The sequence below is a fragment of the Sphingobacterium chuzhouense genome, assembly GCF_014692525.1.
GTDB lineage: Bacteria > Bacteroidota > Bacteroidia > Sphingobacteriales > Sphingobacteriaceae > Sphingobacterium > Sphingobacterium chuzhouense.
Genome location: NZ_JACNYL010000005.1, coordinates 85,143 through 98,443, shown reverse-complemented (window position 1 = coordinate 98,443; position 13,301 = coordinate 85,143). Strand labels below are relative to the sequence as shown.

Annotated in this window: 12 protein-coding genes; 2 read left to right on the top strand and 10 right to left on the bottom strand. The window is 41.1% G+C overall.

Annotated elements, in window-relative coordinates; all coding sequences use genetic code 11:
- Positions 1 to 4: 4 nt before the first annotated feature.
- The 4 genes from plsX to H8B21_RS18120 form a co-directional block, all read right to left on the bottom strand.
- Positions 5 to 943, bottom strand: coding sequence for a phosphate acyltransferase PlsX (gene plsX / locus H8B21_RS18135; protein ID WP_190315268.1), 939 nt, complete (start codon positions 941 to 943; stop codon positions 5 to 7).
- A 106-nt stretch (positions 944 to 1,049) separates the two neighbouring features.
- Positions 1,050 to 1,241, bottom strand: coding sequence for a 50S ribosomal protein L32 (rpmF, locus tag H8B21_RS18130; RefSeq protein ID WP_071790457.1), 192 nt, complete (start codon positions 1,239 to 1,241; stop codon positions 1,050 to 1,052).
- A gap of 14 nt (positions 1,242 to 1,255) precedes the next feature.
- The gene (locus tag H8B21_RS18125; RefSeq protein ID WP_223815127.1) at positions 1,256 to 1,804 is read right to left on the bottom strand and encodes a YceD family protein; all 549 of its coding nucleotides are present in this window, start codon (positions 1,802 to 1,804) and stop codon (positions 1,256 to 1,258) included.
- 53 nt (positions 1,805 to 1,857) lie between these two features.
- The gene (locus H8B21_RS18120; protein WP_190315267.1) at positions 1,858 to 2,520 is read right to left on the bottom strand and encodes an epoxyqueuosine reductase QueH; all 663 of its coding nucleotides are present in this window, start codon (positions 2,518 to 2,520) and stop codon (positions 1,858 to 1,860) included.
- A gap of 139 nt (positions 2,521 to 2,659) precedes the next feature.
- Between H8B21_RS18120 and H8B21_RS18115 the strand changes: the two genes are divergently transcribed.
- Together H8B21_RS18115 and H8B21_RS18110 are read left to right on the top strand one after the other, a co-directional pair.
- A complete protein-coding gene (locus H8B21_RS18115; protein ID WP_190315266.1) occupies positions 2,660 to 3,757 on the top strand; it encodes a hypothetical protein in 1,098 nt (365 codons plus the stop codon).
- Between the two features lie 42 nt (positions 3,758 to 3,799).
- Complete coding sequence (locus H8B21_RS18110; protein WP_190315265.1) at positions 3,800 to 4,924, top strand: hypothetical protein; 1,125 nt, start codon at positions 3,800 to 3,802, stop codon at positions 4,922 to 4,924.
- Here H8B21_RS18110 and H8B21_RS18105 read toward each other — a convergent pair.
- The 6 genes from H8B21_RS18105 to H8B21_RS18080 form a co-directional block, all read right to left on the bottom strand.
- On the bottom strand, positions 4,902 to 5,756 hold the full coding sequence (locus tag H8B21_RS18105; protein ID WP_190315264.1) for a transglutaminase-like domain-containing protein: 855 nt from the start codon (positions 5,754 to 5,756) through the stop codon (positions 4,902 to 4,904). The genes H8B21_RS18110 and H8B21_RS18105 overlap by 23 nt on opposite strands.
- Before the next feature lie 60 nt (positions 5,757 to 5,816).
- Positions 5,817 to 6,476 (bottom strand): ABC transporter ATP-binding protein, encoded by a 660-nt coding sequence (locus H8B21_RS18100; RefSeq protein ID WP_190315263.1) that lies wholly within the window; start codon positions 6,474 to 6,476, stop codon positions 5,817 to 5,819.
- 68 nt (positions 6,477 to 6,544) lie between these two features.
- A complete protein-coding gene (locus tag H8B21_RS18095; protein WP_190315262.1) occupies positions 6,545 to 8,983 on the bottom strand; it encodes an ABC transporter permease in 2,439 nt (812 codons plus the stop codon).
- A 162-nt stretch (positions 8,984 to 9,145) separates the two neighbouring features.
- Positions 9,146 to 10,309 (bottom strand): MalY/PatB family protein, encoded by a 1,164-nt coding sequence (locus tag H8B21_RS18090; RefSeq protein ID WP_190315261.1) that lies wholly within the window; start codon positions 10,307 to 10,309, stop codon positions 9,146 to 9,148.
- 38 nt (positions 10,310 to 10,347) lie between these two features.
- Positions 10,348 to 11,442 carry a hypothetical protein gene (locus H8B21_RS18085; RefSeq protein ID WP_190315260.1) on the bottom strand — a complete coding sequence of 365 codons (1,095 nt, stop codon included), beginning with the start codon at positions 11,440 to 11,442 and terminating at the stop codon, positions 10,348 to 10,350.
- A 14-nt stretch (positions 11,443 to 11,456) separates the two neighbouring features.
- Positions 11,457 to 12,269: an RNA polymerase sigma factor gene (locus H8B21_RS18080; protein ID WP_190315259.1), complete on the bottom strand. Its 813-nt coding sequence runs from the start codon at positions 12,267 to 12,269 to the stop codon at positions 11,457 to 11,459.
- Between the last annotated feature and the right edge of the window lie 1,032 nt (positions 12,270 to 13,301).

The window sequence follows — 13,301 nt, the reverse complement described above, 5'->3', positions numbered from 1 at the left end:
ATTATTAATTGAAAGCAGACCTGATTTTATCGATGATTTGTGATTCGATCATGTCTTTTGATAGTAAAACCATGTTTTTGATAGCTTCTGGAGTCGAGATGCCATGCCCTATGATAACCGGTGCATTTACACCCAAAATAGGACTGCCACCATAACGCTCGTAATTGAATCTATCAAAAAATTCATCCTTAAGCCCCTTTTTTAACGTGACGACATAAAAAGATTCGGCAAGTTTCAAGACCACATTACCCGTAAACCCGTCACACACATACACGTCAGCAGCGTCCGTGAAAAGATCTCGACCTTCGGTATTACCAATAAAATTTATCTTTTTGTTTTCTTTGAGTAGGGGATAGGTTGATATTGTTAAGTTATTTCCTTTTTCTTCTTCTTCGCCGATATTTAGCAAGCCGACTTTTGGATTTTCTAAGCCATAAATATATTCCATGTATAAGCTTCCCAGCGTTGCAAATTGCGATAGCATCTCAGGCTTACAGTCTGCGTTCGCACCTACATCCAACAAAATACCATAGCCGCTTTTAATTTTGGGAACATTCGTTGCGATTGCTGGACGAAGAACTCCGGGAATTGCTTTTACACTAAATACTGCTCCTACCAACATAGCTCCGGTATTACCAGCGGACGCAAAAGAGTCGAGTTCGCCGTTTTTTAACAATTCAAATCCTTTAGCAATGCTGGAATTAGGCTTTTGGGTAATAGCCTTGGTAGGGTGTTCATGCATGCTTATGTTTTCGGGTGCATGTATGTAATCAAATTTCTCCGGATCCGCTCCAGCTTGCTTTAATCGTTCGATGGTGTCGGGCTGATTGCCGATAAGGACAAGACGTTGTCCCTCCTGTAGTACTTTTTGGGCTTCAATAGCCCCATTTATTGTGGAGTCGGGGGCATAATCCCCGCCTAAAACGTCTAAACCAATCTTCATTCGTTATTATTTTATCATCAATAATACGCAAAAACATCCCAAATTAAAGTATAAAAATTAAATTTTACACCTATTTTGGGATGTTTCATTTCGTTGAATGACGTCGTTAGACAGCAGCGGTGTTTTCAATAATCAATTTTCCGTTGTAATATAGATTACCATCTACTGTGTATGCACGGTGAGGTGTATGTACTGCACCTGTTTCTTTACATACAGTTAACGTAGGTCTTTCAGCCTTATAATGTGTTCTTCTTTTGTCCCTTCTTGATTTAGAAGTCTTACGTTTTGGATGTGCCATCTCGTATCTTTGTTTTAGTTATTTTTAATTTTCTTTAATATATCCCAACGTGGGTCTGTTTTTTCTTCTGTCTCCGTGTCGGTGTCTAAGTCCGGTGAATCACTCAGTTTTGCCAGCATTTCTGGATCGCAGTTGGTATTATTGCCTTGTTCCGAACATTTACTGTAATAAGGAACGCGAACGTTGATGTATTCGTAAAGCAACCCAGCAATATCCAATTCGTAATCTGTTTTGGACAGCACCATTACTTCCTCTGTTTCTTGATTCCAGTCGTCATCCGTAAACTTGACAAGTACTCTTTCATGGAAGTCTTGCGGCGCGTCAAACTCAGCTAAACATACATCACATGTTAATCGGATGGTGCCATACACATGGAAATTAACAATCAACATGTTTTCCTGTTTCTGTAGCTCCACATCAGCTTTGAGCTGCCCTTTCTTTACAAGCGAGTGTTCATAACAATCAAAGAACTTATCATCGACTTCAAACTCGAAATTGTGCTTTCCAGTAGTTAATCCTGAAAACGGAATCCTGTAATATTTTAGATGTTTCACAATCTGCATTCGAGCGTGCAAAATTAATTATTATTTCAGTAAAAAGGAAACTTTTTGCAAAATTATTGCTCATCGTCTCCATAGTAATATTTGCCTAGTTCTATTTTCTCCCGACCGTTAGCCATTCGCCAACGATTGGTATCGCGCAGAGAGTAGGCACAACCGCAGTATTCCTGCATATAGAATTTTTCGCGTTTGCTGATTTCGAGCATGCGCGCCGAGCCACCTTTCTTCCGCCAATTGAGTGTCCAATACTCCATGTCGGGGTGACGGGAAGCCGCCCGTAGACCGCAGTCATTGATTTGCTCCATGTTTTTCCAACGGGAAATGCCTAATGAACTTGATATAACGTCAAATCCATGTTCTGCTGCATATTCGGCCGTTTTTTCAAATCGCATATCGAAGCACATCGTACAGCGGATACCACGTTCAGGTTCATTTTCCATGCCTTTCGCCAGCTCAAACCAATGGTCTACATCATAGTCGGCATCGACAAAAGGAATACCGTGCTTTTCTGCAAAACGGATGTTTTCTTCCTTCCGTAAATCATATTCGTTGCGTGGATGGATATTGGGATTATAAAAATAAATCGTGAAGTCAATATCTGAAGCAATCAATGCTTCCATAACCTCGCCTGAACAGGGGGCGCAGCACGAGTGCAATAGTAATTTCTTGCCGTCATTCGGCAGATTTAGCTTCTCTCGTTTAAATTCCTTGTTGTCCATGATACCACCACGTTTTAAAAATATGATGCAATTTTACGGAAAACTGCTAGATTTTACAAAAGTTGGCTAACGGTTGTCGCAGGTTTACCGATATACACGTTTATTTTTTACTTTTGTAACATATGATACGATAATCTCTATGTTTAAAATCTTACCCATATATTATGTGTTCGCCTCGCTGGCGGTTATCCTTGGATTTTATGCCTGTGAACGGAACGATGCTGAGCCGAATTTAGAGATGAGGAAGTTTACCCGCTTATATGTTTCCTTTGAAGAGTATACACCCGGTAAAAACCCGCCGGATACCAACATCAGAATCATTTATCCTGCTGATTCCTCTGTTTTTGCTTTCAATGGTCGGCACGTTTCGCAGGTGTGGGGAGGGGGACCAATCTATTATGAGTCGCAGCTGAATACAATATTTCAAGCTAGTGTTAACCGTGCCGGCACCAACGATACGTCCATTGCTGTGCTTAGTATGGGCTCATCAGGCTCATTAACCAACGCTGGATGGCCCAAAAGTCGATATTACAACAATGTACGTGGCATGGCCTATCATTCGCGGACAAATTCCCTTTTTATTGTGAATGGCGGTGGGCCAGACGCAGGTGTGTATATGATGGAAGGGCCGCGTTACGCGACCCGCGAAAAGCAACCTGTTAAGAAATTAAGGAATAACAGTTTATCGATGTGGGGGGCGGCCTATCAAAATGAAAAGCTTTTTACGATTAAGACAACTGCAACAGAGGGGTCGCCGGCGGGTATCTATGTTTTTGAAGGTATTGCCAATATAACGGTACGGGAGAACGATTCGATAGCTAGACTGGAACCGACTCGTATACTGGAGATTGAAGATGTTACCAATCTGCGCGGATTGTTTTACGATACGGTTAAAAATGTTATGGCTGTCGCGCAGATAGGAGATGGGACGGGAGGAAGTGGCCGCATTCTTGTTTTTGAGAACTTTTCCAGTATGGTAGATGAAAAGACCATCACACCGACACGTGTGATTACAGGTGCTAATACAGGCCTAATATCGCCTGTCGATGTAGTTATTGATACACGGGAAACGGGTGTCTATTTATACGTTGCCGACCGCGCAGCGAGAAAAATATCGCGCTTCCGATATACCGATGATGGCGATGTGGAACCCGATAAAGTAATTGATACATCCAATTTGAAAGATGGTAGAACACCGGTTAGTCTTACATTGGATACTCGGGAAGGTGAACTATAATGATTTGTAGATATTTATATTGTTGTACGCTATATACTTGTTATGTCTAAAACCCCAATTATATATTATATGTTCGCCATGTTGGCACTTGTCCTCGGGTTCTATGCCTGTGAAGACGATAACGCAAGACCGGAGTTTGAAATTACGCAAATTTCACGTCTTTACGTCTCTTTTGAAGAATACGGTACAACAGACGAACGAGCGGACACAACGATCCGTGTTGTTTATCCTGCTGACTCTTCGGTTTTTGCCTTTAGTGAAAGTCACGTATCACAGGTAGAAGGCGGAGGTCCCATTTATTTCAATCCATACATAAAAACTATTTTTCAGGCAAGTGTAAACAATAGTCAGGAGGGTGATGGGGTTGATACCGTCATTTCTACGGTTCAGGTGACACAGACGGGAATACTGAATAATTCCGGAAATGGACTTAGAAGTAGATACTACAATAAGGTAAAAGGTTTTGTATACCATGCTGCTACGCGATCTCTTCTGGTCGTCAACGGTGCTGGACCACAGGCCGGGATATATGTGGTAGACAACCCCGGAAGCGCCGGAATTCAAAAGCAACCCTATAAAAAATTAATGAATCCAGATTTAGATATGTGGGGAGCCACTTATCAAAGTGATAGGCTTTTTACTTCCAAAATAAGTGCGCCGGCAGGTATATACATGTTCCAGAACTTGACAACGAGGTCTGTAAGAGCGAGCGATTCCGTCGCTACGCTTAATCCCGAGCGTATATTACAAATTGAAGGCGCGACGACTGATTTGCGTGGGATGTTCTATGATACGGTGAAAAATGTAATGGCTATCGCCGAAATGGGCGATGAAACAACAGTAGGAAGCGGACGAATTCTCATTTTTGATAACTTTTCCAATTCGGTAAACAGCAACTCGGATGTCATCCGGCCATCACGTGTGATTACGGGTTCTAATACGGGGTTAATCTCACCTGTTGATGTAGTGATTGATACGCGGGAAAGTGGTGTGTATTTATATGTAGCGGATCGAGCGGCAAAAAAAGTATCGCGGTTTAGGTATACAGACGATGGCAATGTGGAGCCGGACAAAGTAATTGAAACTTCCGGATTGCGATTTGGCGTGACGCCTGTGGGACTAACATTGGATGCCCGTGATGATTCTAACCGGCCGCAGGTTCAATAAGATTCAGTAATAACTGAACCTCTTCTCGTTTTTCGAGATTGTCTACATATTCGTAAGCAGCAATGAGATTGCGCAAAATACGCTTAATTATCTCCAAATTATTGCATGGTTTGATGTAATCATCCGTTGGTGGCAGGTTTAGTTGTTGGAGAAAGGCAATAATGTCCACTTCCCTCATAATTTGCCCGCGGTTGAACACATTAATGTAAAAGAGAACCTCATCAGGTTTTTCTTCATTCATATAGGCCAGCACGAAGTGTTTCGGTAAATTAACACCATAAATCGGAATGTCCAATCGCTGGGCAATGATGCTATAAATACAGGCAAGCGAAATAGGGTTACCTTTTTTAGATTCCAGTACCTTATTGATAAAAGAGTTTTGAGGAGCATGAAAGTCAGACGTGTTACCGGATAAGCCAAATTCACGGAAGAGGATATTGTTCAATAGCTTCACCTTTTCGATCGGGCTCATATCATACATCAAATGATACCAAGCATTGCGACGGAGTTCTGCAAGTTTCCCATATACTTCTTCCTCGCCCAAATTCGGATATTGATAACGGTTTATGATAAGCAGTCCTTCAAGCAAATCTTCTTCATTACTTAGTTTCCACAATTGAAGGTCATTCTTAACCTGGTTGAACTGTATTTTGTGGACAATCTGTTCCACACGCTCCTGTAAGAGCAAATCAAAAGACTGTTCCCAAGACTCCTCCAATAACGGTATCACCTCTGGGCCACACGTAATCAGCTTATCTTCCAAAGCCTTATAGATTTCCGCATCTGGATCATCCAAGAGAGAAATCAGTGCCTTTAACTCCTGCTCGTTCATCCATACGAATATACGGAATTTTTGTGTTCTTTTTTCCCTCAAAAAAGAACCAAAACCTCGTCACTTCACTTGCCCATCAAGCAAATTGATAATCCGTTTACCATATTCTGCATTTTTTTCCGAATGAGTGACCTGTATGATGGTCATGCCCTCTTCATTGAGTTGCTTGAAAAGAGCCATAATTTCCTCGCCCTGTTTGGAATTGAGGTTGCCTGTTGGTTCGTCTGCTAGCAATAATTTAGGTGAAGCAGCCAATGCCCGGGCGATACCCACGATCTGCTGCTGTCCGCCGGATAATTGCGCCGGAAATAAATCTTTCTTTCCTACAATGCCGAAACGATCCAGCATATCGCCTACAATAGCCTTTCTTTCCTTACCGGATAGATTTTTATAAATTAATGGTGTTTCAATATTTTCATATACCGTTAGTTCGTCTATCAGATGATAAGACTGGAAAACATAACCCATGTGCGATTGGAATAGTGCTGTTCGCTTCTTGGATTTTAGAGCCAATACATCCTCGCCCATAAAATAATAATGCCCCTCGTTCGGCTCATCGAGTAAACCGATAACATTCAGAAGCGTAGACTTTCCCGAGCCCGATGGTCCCATAATGGAAATAAAATCGCCCTGTTCGATTTCCAAATTGATATCCTTTAGTACAAATGAGCGCGTCCCACCTATATTATACCACTTAAAAATATGTTCTAGTTTTATCATTTTTTTTATCTTGTTTTTATCTTTTTTTATAAAAAAATCGTCCCGTTATACGAATCAATTCGGACATACTATTCATTCCTTAAACTATCTATCGGATTGGCACGGGCGGCACGTACTGCTTGGGTGCTTACAGTAAGTAATGCGATAACGATGGAAATTATGCCAGTTAATGCAAATATCCACCAAGATATCTCTATTCGGTAGGTGAAATCCTCTAGCCACTCGCTCATGCCCCACCAAGCGATAGGAACCGCAATCAAAAGGGCAATAAGAACCAATTTCACAAAATCTCTACAAAGCATAATGACTATCCCTACAACGGACGAGCCCAATACTTTCCGTACGCCGATTTCCTTGCGACGTTGTTCTGCCATAAACGCGGCAAGTCCGAATAATCCCAGACAGGCAATACCAGTTGCTAAAGCTGCGAAAGTTAAGCTTAACCTACTCATGCGGCGTTCCGCCCTATACATGCTATCAAATGCTTCATCCATAAATCGGTAGGAAAAAGCGTATGCCGGAGCGAACTTATTCCAAGAATTCTCAATATGGGCAAGTAATGCCGGAAGGTCAGCTGTTTCTATCTTAAATGCTGCTTCGACAGGATGATTACCCAAAAAAAAGCCCAGCGGAGTAACAGGATCGCGAAGCGACTCAAAATTAAAATCCTTGACCACACCGATAACCTCATACGATTTCATGTTGTCACCTAATTGAAAATGTATTTTCTTGCCAATGGCATCCTTTTCTGAACCAAAATCAAAATGTTTTACGGCAGTTTCGTTCAAAATGACGGAGGTCGAATCTGCCAGACGGGCGGCAGAAAAGTTACGACCAACTGTTAATTCTAAATCAAATGTTGGTAGATATTGTTCATCGACATACCAGGTCTGCATCGATACCGAATTGTGTGCCGACATAACGGTTTCTTTCGAATAGGGATTGTCGTTTCTACTTGAACTAGAGACAGGAAGATAACCACTGACGGTACCTATCTTGACGCCGGGTAGATTCAAAATATCGTCACGAAATGCCTTCGTTTGATTTCCTAGGACATGATAATCACTTACGAGGAGAATATTCTCACGTTCATAACCGATTTTTTTATGTTGAATGTACTGCAATTGGGTTGTTATAATGAACGTACCAACAATCAATGTGATGGATATGGCAAATTGAAAAACCACCAAACTGCTTCGAAAGAAACTTTTGCCCGAAGTAACGACGGAACGTGATTTTATAACCTGTAGCGGATTAAATGCAGACAAGAAAGCGGCTGGATAATAGCCAGCTACCAATCCGACGAAGAGCGTTAGAAGGCCAATCAATGGAAGTGACCTAACATTTATTAAATCATTTATCTCGAAGGCTTTCCCCGATAGTTCGTTAAACAGCGGTAATGTCAATACAACAATCACAATCGCTAGGATAATCCCCCCGAAAGAAAGCAGAAAGGATTCTGTCAGAAATTGACCGGCTACGCCACTTCTCGATGAACCTAATAGCTTATGTACGCCTACGTCTTTTGCTCGGCTCGCCGATCTTGCGGTCGATAGGTTTACGAAGTTGACACACGCGATAAGTAATATAAACAACGAAATGGCACTGAAAATATAAACATATTGTAAGCTGCCGTTAGGTTGAAGTTCACCCATTAAATTGGAACGTAGATGGATATCCTTAATCGGTGTAATATCGTAATAGAATAAATTTCCCTGTGTTCTAAATTCCTCCATACTAGCAACATCCATAAACTGTTTGGCTGCTGGAAGGCAATGTTTATGCACATACTCTTCTAGATGGGTTTCCAACAGTGATTGGTCTGTTGCATTCTTCAGCAATATGTAGGTGGTGAAGTTATGGGAAAGCAGCGCACCCCAATTTTCATAAGATGCATTATCCATAGCAAATAGGAAATCATAGTTGAAATGGCTGTTTCCCGGCATATCTTCAATGACTGCCGTAATTTTATATACTGTGTTCTCGGCATCGTTGGTTTCCAGTGTTCTGCCGACTATATCTGTCGAATTGAAGTAACGTTCGGCAGCCGAGCGGGTTAGTACAACGGTGTTCGGTTCTGTCAATGCGTGGTGCAGATTGCCATGAAGTGTCTGATAAGAAAACAGACGAAAAAAAGAAGAGTCGGCATGTGCTAAGTGAGCTTCTTTAATCCAACGATCGCCATTTTTTATCAACTTTGCGCCACTCGACACGTATAACCGGGTGAAGTCTTCCACTTCGGTATATTCGTCGCGAAGTATCGGTCCCATCATGTCACTTGTTCGGGCCATGTCCAACTTGCTTTCGCCCATATGTATATGGGCATTCAGGCGGACAATGCGATCCGCTTGGGTATGGAAACGATCATAACTAAGTTCATCAAATACATAGGTGGCAATAAACATAAATCCAGCGAGTCCGAACGAAAGCCCAATAATATTGAGTAACGAGAACATCCGGCTTTTTAGCAGATTACGTAAGGCAATTTTAAAATAATTTTTGATCATCTTGTATCTTTCATTCCTGTTTTTTACCAGAACAATTGATAAGCCATAAATATAAGTTATTTGTTTTTAGGTTTTTATGTTGTTTTTAAGGAATTTGGTTGTCCGATATCGAACAGTTGTTGTTCGATGCCGAACAAGTGGGGAGATTGTTAGCATTACGTATTAACCGCGCAATATCCTTTTGTATTCTTTCTCCAAACGTTTCAAGCCTTCTTCCAATAGTGCCCTGGGACAAGCAATATTGATACGGAGAAATTGATCTCCGGCCTGACCGAATTTGATACCTGGATTTAACCACAATTGTTCATGTTCCAATAATCTATCCGTAATGGTAGAGGAAGGCATACCTAAGGACGTACAGTCAAGCCAAACCAGATAGGTAGATTGTAGTGGGATGACGCTAAGTTGGGGAAGCTTCGCTTGACAGAAGTCCCTTAGATATTGATAATTTTCATATAAGTATTTTTTTAAACTTTCTAGCCACTGTTCTCCTTTTTCATAAGCTACGATAAGGCTATCGATGGCAAATATATTTAACATCGTCATTTCCCATTTTGTTAATATTTCCTTTACCATCCCGCGGAAAGATTCGTTTTCAGTAAAGAAATAAGCGACTTGTAAACCCGCTAAATTAAATGTTTTAGAAGGGGAGGAGAACGTAAGAGAATTTTGTGCATAAATCTCTCCTAAGGACGCAAAAGGGACATGTTTAAAATCATCATATACCAAATCCGAATGGATTTCGTCCGATAATACAATAACGTTATGGCGGATACATATCTCACCAAGCCGCTGTAGCTCCTCCTTAGTCCATACCCGACCGGCAGGATTATGTGGATTGCTAAATAAAAGGAGTTTAACAGCTGGATCGGCAGCTTTTGTTTCTAAGTCTTCAAAATCAATCTGATAATTTCCGTTATCGTACAGAAGGTTGTTCTCCACGATTTCACAGTGGCTTTGTTTAACGGTAATAAAGAAATGGTTGTACACAGGAGGTTGCACAATAATTTTATCACCTTCGGATGTTAGCGCCTCTACTGCTGCTGCGAGTGCAGGCATGACGCCCGGTGTCGCCACGATCCAATCGTTTTCTACCTGTAGTGTGTGTCTTTTTTTCCACCAATTCCTAATCGCGTCATAAAAGGAAATAGGTGTTTCGCTGTAACCAAATACGCCATGCGACGCACGGTTAACCAACGCTTGTGTCACTTCGGGAACAGTCTTGAAATCCATATCTGCCACCCACATGGGGAGCACATCGGGTTTTGACCATTTTACACTTCCTGTATTTGTCCGATCGATCAATTCGTCAAAGTTATATTCCATATTGTTTTTTACTTATCGTGTTATACAAACTTAAGGAATTACTCTATAATAAGGTTGATCCCGGCCATTTCGGCTTTATATCTGATTTTCTCGACTAAACCATAATAACTCCAATTCCGGAGTAAGAACTCGTCCTCCTTCGCAACCTCTTCTTTGTTGCTCTGGTTTACTAAGAGCAATGTGCCGGCCTGCGCTTTCACGCAGATGTCGATTAAGCGTCGGCTATAGAGGTGTAAGCGACTAGCCACATAGCTCATTTCTTTCTTATTGAATTGTTCCAGGCTTTTTAGTTTTTTCTTCCGCCCTTTTCCACCTTTATTGAATGCCGCAGCCTTTTGTATACGGTGGCGTGCTGATTGGATAGCCATTCGCCGGTAGAGAAATTCTTCTTTATTCCCGATTTGAAATTGCTGTTTATTGATTTGAACCGTAATGGGATGTTCTACGGAAAGCGATGCTTCTGCGATAACGTGTTCTTTAAGATCATGAATTTTCTTGGGAAGTTCAAGTGCAAGGAGTAGGAATAATTTGCCTTTCACAATTTGCATTGAACTGGCACAGATCTTTATCTGACCGGCGAGTGCGCGTTGCAAAAGAACGCGTTTGTCTGATCGGTCTTTGCCGAGATAAGTGCGAAACGGAATTTTGAATAGGGAGAATTTAAAATCTTTTCCTTTTTCGTCGTTATGCAATTTAATCTGTTTACCGGAAAAAGGAATAGGCATCGTTTTTTTAAAATTACGTAGCGACTTTTCTCCTTTCCAGTAAGCCGAGCGGTCACTGTTGAAAGTTTTAATGAGCGACATATTGATGTTGGAAAGGATATCGGAAGGTATCTCGCCTTTAAAATAATTAGACAGTATCTTGTAGGTGGTATTCATGCGGGAAGTATTCAATATCCCCTCGGGGTCTTTATCATTATCGGCGAGCTTAACTTTGATATCTTCTTTTAGATAGAGGAGGTCTTTCATGTTTTCCTGGATGTATTGGTGGGTGAGTACCAAGTTGGATCCACGGTATACAAGATCTTGCCAGGTAAAAAGCATTTTAAAATATGCTGCGCGTTTCTCTTTATCATCGCAATCAACAAAGACCTGTACTTTTCGTGTTAGGATGTGGGTATCTGTAGCCATATTTTTGTTTTTTTTTATGCCGTCTTTTTAGCTTGTTTTATTTTTGCATGTGCTTCTATAAAAAGCTTTCTTACAACGGCGGAATTCAGATTTAAGGCTTCCGCAATTTGATCGAATGAAAATTGTAAATCGTAGCGCATGCGAAATATCTCTTCTTGCTGTTCATTGATCTCCCCTTGGATAACATACCTGGAAGAGCTGTTTAGCTTTTCCATTTTTTCCGCACTTTGGAAAATTTGACGTAGCGTTTCAATGGTTTTTTCGACCTGGAGGCTCACTTCATAATCAGAGATGCCGCCAAGATAGTAGGCGATTCGTTCATAATTGAAGCTATATTTTAGACAGAGTTGCAGAAAGAGCTGTTGTTCTTTTCGCAGGTGGGGGAGAAGCTTTTCAAGCTTTTGTAGCTTCTCTTTTTTCTCTTCTTCCAGCTGCTCAAGATAAACGATATCCTCTTCCTCCTCGTCCTCCAGTTCGTAACCTAACAAGAACTCTTGGTAATCCTCTATACCGTCGAGCCGTAGGAGGCTACGGTGAAAGCGATTTCTGGTTTTACTATAAAAGGCATAGACGGCCGATTTGACTTGTGTTTTGAGAAACTGAAAGAGTTCTTCCTCTGATTGTAAGTTTTCCCGAAACAACCATAGACGGAGAAATGCTTCCTGCGCGATGCTCCCTGCTGCACATTCATCTTGCGTTGCTTTTTCTGTGCGGAAAGCGAGATAGCCGTAGTACTTTTTGTAAAAGAAATCCAAACCTTTCTCCTGACCGTTTTGTAACATGGCCAGATGTCGAGCTGAACTGTTTAGTTTGTTTGGTTTATGCATCGTTATGTTGTTGATTAGTAATCTATCGTATAACAGCTTTCCGCAGTCCCGGTGGTCATTTGCTAGTCGTTTTCAGTCGGGACTGTGTAGGCTGTTTTTATGTGTCGATGCGTATTGGTGTTTTTTGTATCCGAGACTATCTTATGTCGTTGTGTATGCCTTTTCGAGTGTGAGCGTAAATATTTATTTCTGCACGAATTAAGTTCTGGGTTGTGTATACCTTTTAAATTGTGGTCTGTAATACTCCATTCATTTTGGTTTTGGTTTCTCACGCCGTTGTGTATACCTTTAAAAGTGTGATCTTTAATACTTTCAAACTGTGGTCATTGACAATCCGTTAGTGAAATTGATGAAATAGGAATGGTTGTGTATATCGTTCAAAATAATATCACAGTAAGTCTAAAGAAACCGTCGTGGAGAACGATGGCATTTGCTACGAATAAAATACTGACCAATTTAATTGGAAACTCACTGTAAATTACATGATTGTAAAAAAGTATTTAGTGAGTGGCAGATTGCCCTCACCTTACGGCGCCACAAGGAGCCTCGTTGTTGTTTAATTATATATTCTAGTCTTGTTTTTGTATTGGGCAACGTATTTAGAGTTCATGTAGGTTTTGGGATTGGCGTTCAATAGAATTTACAGCAGGCCACACCGTTGTGTATACCTTTCAAATTGTGGTCTGTAATACCTGGGTTGGGGCATAACTCTCCCCTTTGCGGTTGTGTATACCTTTCAAATTGTGGTCTGTAATACCGAAAAATGTAATCCCATATCTTCAACTTGGTTGTGTATACCTTTCAAAGAATAGTCTGTAAAAATCCCAAGACTATTAGAAACGGGATTACGAGTGGTGTATACCTTTCAAAATAGGATGGATCACCATTAATACAATACGCTCTACATCGCCGATTGTGTATACCTTTCAAAATGTGATTGGTACACCTTCTCGCACTGACAACATAATAGGCCAGTTGTGTATACCGTAAACTAGAAAATGATTACCAAAAGAAAAGGTATTTAGTGAGTGG

What these genes read in the sequence shown, in the direction of transcription:
- H8B21_RS18090 (WP_190315261.1), bottom strand. Translation starts at nt 10,309, where the DNA reads ATGGAATATAACTTTGACGAATTGATCGATCGGACAAATACAGGAAGT.
- H8B21_RS18095 (WP_190315262.1), bottom strand. Translation starts at nt 8,983, where the DNA reads ATGATCAAAAATTATTTTAAAATTGCCTTACGTAATCTGCTAAAAAGC.
- H8B21_RS18120 (WP_190315267.1), bottom strand. Translation starts at nt 2,520, where the DNA reads ATGGACAACAAGGAATTTAAACGAGAGAAGCTAAATCTGCCGAATGAC.
- H8B21_RS18115 (WP_190315266.1), top strand. Translation starts at nt 2,660, where the DNA reads ATGTTTAAAATCTTACCCATATATTATGTGTTCGCCTCGCTGGCGGTT.
- H8B21_RS18125 (WP_223815127.1), bottom strand. Translation starts at nt 1,804, where the DNA reads ATGCAGATTGTGAAACATCTAAAATATTACAGGATTCCGTTTTCAGGA.
- H8B21_RS18105 (WP_190315264.1), bottom strand. Translation starts at nt 5,756, where the DNA reads ATGAACGAGCAGGAGTTAAAGGCACTGATTTCTCTCTTGGATGATCCA.
- rpmF (WP_071790457.1), bottom strand. Translation starts at nt 1,241, where the DNA reads ATGGCACATCCAAAACGTAAGACTTCTAAATCAAGAAGGGACAAAAGA.
- plsX (WP_190315268.1), bottom strand. Translation starts at nt 943, where the DNA reads ATGAAGATTGGTTTAGACGTTTTAGGCGGGGATTATGCCCCCGACTCC.
- H8B21_RS18100 (WP_190315263.1), bottom strand. Translation starts at nt 6,476, where the DNA reads ATGATAAAACTAGAACATATTTTTAAGTGGTATAATATAGGTGGGACG.
- H8B21_RS18085 (WP_190315260.1), bottom strand. Translation starts at nt 11,442, where the DNA reads ATGGCTACAGATACCCACATCCTAACACGAAAAGTACAGGTCTTTGTT.
- H8B21_RS18110 (WP_190315265.1), top strand. Translation starts at nt 3,800, where the DNA reads ATGTCTAAAACCCCAATTATATATTATATGTTCGCCATGTTGGCACTT.
- H8B21_RS18080 (WP_190315259.1), bottom strand. Translation starts at nt 12,269, where the DNA reads ATGCATAAACCAAACAAACTAAACAGTTCAGCTCGACATCTGGCCATG.